Source organism: Bacillus sp. JJ634 (assembly GCF_036962285.1).
In the GTDB taxonomy this organism is placed as follows: Bacteria; Bacillota; Bacilli; order Bacillales; family DSM-1321; genus Peribacillus; species Peribacillus asahii_A.
The window spans coordinates 1-5,289 of record NZ_JBALMU010000022.1; the positions used below are offsets into that span (position 1 = coordinate 1).

At 36.2% G+C, this 5,289-nt stretch carries 4 protein-coding genes and 1 pseudogene; 3 read left to right on the forward strand and 2 right to left on the reverse strand.

Annotation, left to right across the window (positions count from 1 at the left end):
• Positions 1-509 precede the first annotated feature (509 nt).
• Positions 510-756, forward strand: a pseudogene (locus tag V7068_RS03995) (IS110 family transposase); the annotation flags it as partial.
• Between the two features lie 458 nt (positions 757-1,214).
• On the opposite strand, the gene V7068_RS04000 reads toward V7068_RS03995, so the two are convergent.
• The gene (locus V7068_RS04000) at positions 1,215-2,054 is read right to left on the reverse strand and encodes a DUF2935 domain-containing protein (protein ID WP_499711200.1); all 840 of its coding nucleotides are present in this window, start codon (positions 2,052-2,054) and stop codon (positions 1,215-1,217) included.
• A 177-nt stretch (positions 2,055-2,231) separates the two neighbouring features.
• Here V7068_RS04000 and V7068_RS04005 point away from each other — a divergent pair, with 177 nt between their 5' ends.
• Both V7068_RS04005 and V7068_RS04010 read left to right on the forward strand, forming a co-directional pair.
• Entirely contained in the window at positions 2,232-2,375 is a 144-nt protein-coding gene (locus V7068_RS04005) for a cation transporter dimerization domain-containing protein (protein ID WP_499711204.1), read from the forward strand.
• Positions 2,376-2,571: 196 nt separating this feature from the next.
• Complete coding sequence (locus tag V7068_RS04010) at positions 2,572-2,964, forward strand: DoxX family protein (protein ID WP_499711202.1); 393 nt, start codon at positions 2,572-2,574, stop codon at positions 2,962-2,964.
• 1,074 nt (positions 2,965-4,038) lie between these two features.
• On the opposite strand, the gene V7068_RS04015 is transcribed toward V7068_RS04010, so the two are convergent.
• Positions 4,039-5,142 carry a lactonase family protein gene (locus V7068_RS04015; RefSeq protein ID WP_499711203.1) on the reverse strand — a complete coding sequence of 368 codons (1,104 nt, stop codon included), beginning with the start codon at positions 5,140-5,142 and terminating at the stop codon, positions 4,039-4,041.
• Positions 5,143-5,289: the final 147 nt, after the last annotated feature.

Consider the following 5,289-nt stretch of genomic DNA (forward strand, 5'->3'; position numbering starts at 1 on the left):
AGATTTTTTTCCCTTCTACTAGACTAGTTCAATGAGTAAATCATTACAAAAATAACAATTATTTAAAAATTTTTTACGAGAGTAACATAACATCTAGTCATTTACTCAAGCACAGTTCCATCTTAAACATATATTGAAATATATTAACAGTAAAGGAGGATGGTACGGAAATGAAGCCGAAACCGCCAAATCCATGTATTGATAAATGTATAAAAGATTTCAAAAAATGTATAAAGGATGGGAAAAACCCCGAAAAGTGTATTGAAGACTTAGTCAAATGTTTAGTTAAATGTCTACAAAAGAAATAATAAACAAAGAGGAACCAATTAAAACTTGGATTTTCTAATTATGGCCAAGCCTATATATCCTCTTTCAAATAATCTTAATTTAACTAAAGGATTCGGAGTAGCATCATTTCTATTAAACTAAAGGCAAGTACTTTAATAAAAGTAAACGTCAAGTAACTCCAAAATAAACAACAAAAGTTGCTTATTTTGGAGTTACGTTTTGTTTGTTTCACTAAACAAGGGTCTATCCGACTAAGACGAGCGTTATATATGGCTGTACGGTGTGGAATTCATGGTAACAGGACGCAAAAGACTACACAGATAAAATCATCACAAGAAACTACTTGAGTTCTACGATAAAAAACGTGATGAAGGTAAACCTTTTAGAGTTGCCGTCATTGCTTGTGTAAATAAGATCTTACACTGGATCTATGCCTTAAGCAAATCAACCTTCCATGATAAAGCTTAAAAACTATGTCTAACTAAATAACTCAAAACTTTCCATTCGAGAGAAAACGGAAGGTTATTTGGTATGCGCTTTTTAGTATATCATCTATGATTTTAATCTTTTATTGAAAAATATTGACAAACTATTAGCTGGTTTACTTTAAGTATATTTCTTCACAATATCTTCCTAACCTTAGCATAGTACCACAACTGTTTACTCCAGAATCTGGCCCTAAACATGAAGAAAGAGCACAATTCTTACTGCAGAATTGCGCCCTTTAATTGAATAACTAAAATCTGACCTCACTCATAATATCTACTTAATTCTTCAATTAACGCTCCTGTTAGCCAAGTATCACACCGCCTTTATTGTGTTATCATTTACAATTTAGGCGTGATAGATACTTTTTTATTCATACTACAACTAGCATGCTTTATTAGACCCACATGCACATTCTTTAACTTTTGCCGTTATCCGCTTTATTTGGCACCACCTGTAAGGTGCGCATCAAACATATCAATGATTTCTAGGAACCTATCAGCTTCTCGGAAAACATGATCTGCTAATAGGGGATGAATAATGCTCTTTATTTTACATTGCTCAATTAAATCACGGGCTGTTTTTTTGAAGTCCCTAAGAGATGCGACCGACACCCGATTTTGATCAAGGAATTGATCTAAAAGAGGAACTGTTTGAGATTGTGGCCTCATAGATTCTAAATCCCTTGCTTGATACAGCAATTGATCAAAATCATTGCTGAAATTCTGTGCTAAATCAACTAGTTTTCTTTCTGAAGGATCAAGGAGATGACCAATAAATTTAGCATGGTCTGCCATAATCCTTAAGAAGAAGACATTCTCTTTAATAATAGCATCTGGAAGCGCTTGTAATTTTCCTTCATTTAATTCAATCAATCGTTTTCTAAAATAATTAGCTTCCCTACTTGTATGGTCAACTAATAGTGGGAAATTATTTGCCCCCGGCAATTTGCATGTGAGAATTAGTCCTAATACTTTCCGTTTAAATAAGAAAATATTAGTTGCAGCCTGTTGTACCTCTGAATTAAATCTTCTTATTTGTTCGGGATCTGTTTGATCATTAAAGGAATGTGCAGTTTGTTCGATGTATTCAAATAATTGATAAAATTGATTAGCCTCTTGAATTAGTTGAGTATCTTCTGCTCTAAAACCCAATCGAAGAAATAAAGAATGTTCTTTCATGATTCTAGCCCAAAAACGAATTTCATTTAAAGAGCGCTCAACGAACAATCCAGATGTAACACCAGTATCAGCATGCAAAGATGTATCATCCCCGTTCATTCTATAACCTCCCCAAAATACTCCTTCTGCTCTATTTATATTTACATGGTCATTCGAATATGCGTTAAGGCAAGTCTTATTTACAAATCAGCAGGATAAGAAGAACCATTTTTCGAAATAAAAAAATCCTATATATCAATAAATCAGGAGGATACTGGAGTAAAAGGTGTAAAAAGTATAAAAGCAAGGAATTACGGTAATAACGTTGTAGTTGATCTAGTCATTCTAGTTAATTCAAATTTAGATATACGAAGTGCACATGACATAGCAACTTTGGTGGAAAATAAATTAATTAAAAAACAGAAGTTCATACCCACATAGAATCGAATTAAAAATGTAACAACAGAAAAAGCTCTACTCCTTATTAAAGAAAGCTACCTGATAATTAAAGCCTTAGGTCTTACTAAGAATATTTTATAAGACCACATAAAGTAATCTCACTTTATGATTCCTGAATAAAATAAAATTTTTAGGGAATTACAAAGAGTAGAGTTTCTATTTTATGGAGGTTGATTAAATGGCAGACTTAGGATTACTCCTTATACGTCTAATGATTGGATTTATATTTTTTTTTTATGGTTGTCAAAAACTTTTCGGCTGGTTTGGAGGTCACGGTATTAAAGGGACTGGAGGATGGTTTGAATCAATCGGCATAAAGCCAGGGGTAATTATAGCAACGTTTAGTGGGATTGCTGAGCTATTGGCTGCTATTTTGTTTATACTGGGAATATTTCTTCCTATAGGTGCACTCCTTATTGTTTTAGTAATGCTAGGGGCTATTGTTAAAGTTCATGGTCCAAAAGGTTTTTCCGTTACAGCTGGAGGATTCGAGTATAACCTATTTTTAATTGTAGTCTCGGTGGGTTTAGCTTTGATTGGACCAGGAGACTATTCTTTAGGTGGATATTAAAAATGGAAAAATACTAACAAAACGATGCTTTTAGATAGTTAATTGGTACCTGTTTATTAAGCAGGTACCTTTATATTTTAACAAGTGTTATTCCACTAACATGCTTCGTTACTTTAATAGCAATAGGTAAGACTTTGATGTAATCTCCATCTTTTCCCCTGCTCCACACCCAACGTGCGACTTTCACCGCATTAGGCGTTCCATCTTATTCTTTTAGACTAAAGCAATTAAATAGCTGTACTCATCGATGGATTGTTTCTCCTTCCTTGCGGAAAATCCCATCATCCTACTCGACCCTGTGAGTTTCATTTAATTGACTTAGTTTCCAAAGAGAAGACTCGGGACCATCCCTTCACGCTCGTTACACACTTAAATGATACTATGTACCTACTTTCATAAGAATAAAGTCACTTCGATAAATGCTTATCTTATAGACACCATCCCGATAGTAGTCGTTTAATAGTAGATGTTTCTTACTTACAACGTTCCGATTAACCTAGCTATACATATATCCGCAGGTGCTTATTTAAGCCTGTCAACTCCATATCCTCATTTGTTAGATATTCCGAGGTTCCTATGTACTAGTCGTACTTTTCGGTGTTTGACCCTGCACTTACAGTATACGTCTTTCGAGCGTATCAAAAATCTAGACCCGTACATTCGCAAGTTCGTCAGTCCATCTGGACATTCTCACCTTAGATATTTTGTAGCATCCCGACCTATCATGAACCATATTCTGTTTAAGAACTTAGGTACATTTCAGCCGACTTCACCTAGCTTCATACACGTTCAGGCTACTACCATTCGGTGCATGTAGGAGTATCAGATAACTCGTTTCAGCTCAACATGACGGCTTTCATTCCGAGTTTCGATTAATCAGTTGTAATTGCTTTTCAGCCATTCCCCTATTTCGTGCTTTGGCACTTATAAGGAAACGTTTCGCACAGTACATTTCTTCACAATCTTGCTTAGGAATTATGTTGTCTCATAACAAAAGCTACCAGTATGTCGGCAGCCTTTTTTAAGTAACTTTTGTATTTTTCTATTGCACCCAGTATGGTGAACCCGATACAATCAAAGGACAGATAAACCTTGCGATCCAAAATAAGGAAGTTTGGCCCATTCAGCAACTTGTATTCTTACTAGACTACCATCATCATTGATATTAAATACTGATACTGTACCCTGATTCCCATTTAGAGTGTAAAGATTTCGGCCATCCTTACTCACTGCAACATTCATTGGCAAGCCAGTTGCTGTCCCTGCTGGTGTACTAGTAGTATGCCCGACAACTGTTAGTGCACCGTTACGATCAATACTATAGGTGGTTATTGTGCCGCTTAAGGTGTTGATAGCGTAAGCAAATTGCTCATTCCTCGCTGTAGTAACCCAGCAAGTGGCTTTTTGGCCGGTCGGTACAGAGCCACTAATTACATTAAGTATCCCATTGTCACTTAACGAATATGATGATAGCGCATTAGAACCTGCCTCCGAAACCAAAAGCAGTCCTGAGGAAAGGAAAAAAGAGCCAAACGGTGTCATACCATTAGATTCGTTAATAATTGGTCCGGTAAGAGTACCACTTTTATTAACATGGAATACACTGAGATGGTTTGTAGTAAGCTCGGGTACAACCATTTTACTGCCATCCCGAGTGAAAAGAATTTGCACAGGCTGAGCATTAATGGTACTTAGGGAATGAATAGATCCTGGGATATGAGTAAGGTGCCCACTATCCTCTATACGAAAACCCGAAATATTGGATGTAAATTGATTAGCTGGATCACCCACATTGGAAACATAGAGAAGATTACCGAACACACCTATGCTATTGGGCTGAGTGCCTCCTGATGGCTTCACATCCACGAGAATAAGTTTTCCGCTGTCGGATACGATAAAACTACTTATACTATTGCTGCCTGTATTAACTGCAAATAGGAAACGGCCATCAGGGGACAAAGTTAGTGAGCCTTCTGACATAAGGGGATCAATTCCATCGTTTGGTGTTGCAGTTGAGACCTCCTTTGCACCGGTACCTTTTCCATATGTTGGGTATAATCCGACAAAAGTAAGCATCCCATTCATATCCCTGTAAAAGGCAATGACCGCATTCATTGCTTCCATGTTAGTCATAATGTAAACCATACTCGCATGAACATAGTTGTTGGTCATCCGCATTTTATGATTCTCCCCCTTTCATAATTTTATATGGTTCCTTTTACCATTTAATTCCCCAAGTGGATGTAAATTGGTTTACAAAGTGAGGTGGACTACAACTACTACCCTGATTTCAAAATGAAAGAAGGAATGTTTCGTGAAGATTTA

Coding starts and splice junctions, on each gene's coding strand:
- V7068_RS04000 (WP_499711200.1), bottom strand. CDS start 2,054: ATGAACGGGGATGATACATCTTTGCATGCTGATACTGGTGTTACATCT.
- V7068_RS04010 (WP_499711202.1), top strand. CDS start 2,572: ATGGCAGACTTAGGATTACTCCTTATACGTCTAATGATTGGATTTATA.
- V7068_RS04015 (WP_499711203.1), bottom strand. CDS start 5,142: ATGCGGATGACCAACAACTATGTTCATGCGAGTATGGTTTACATTATG.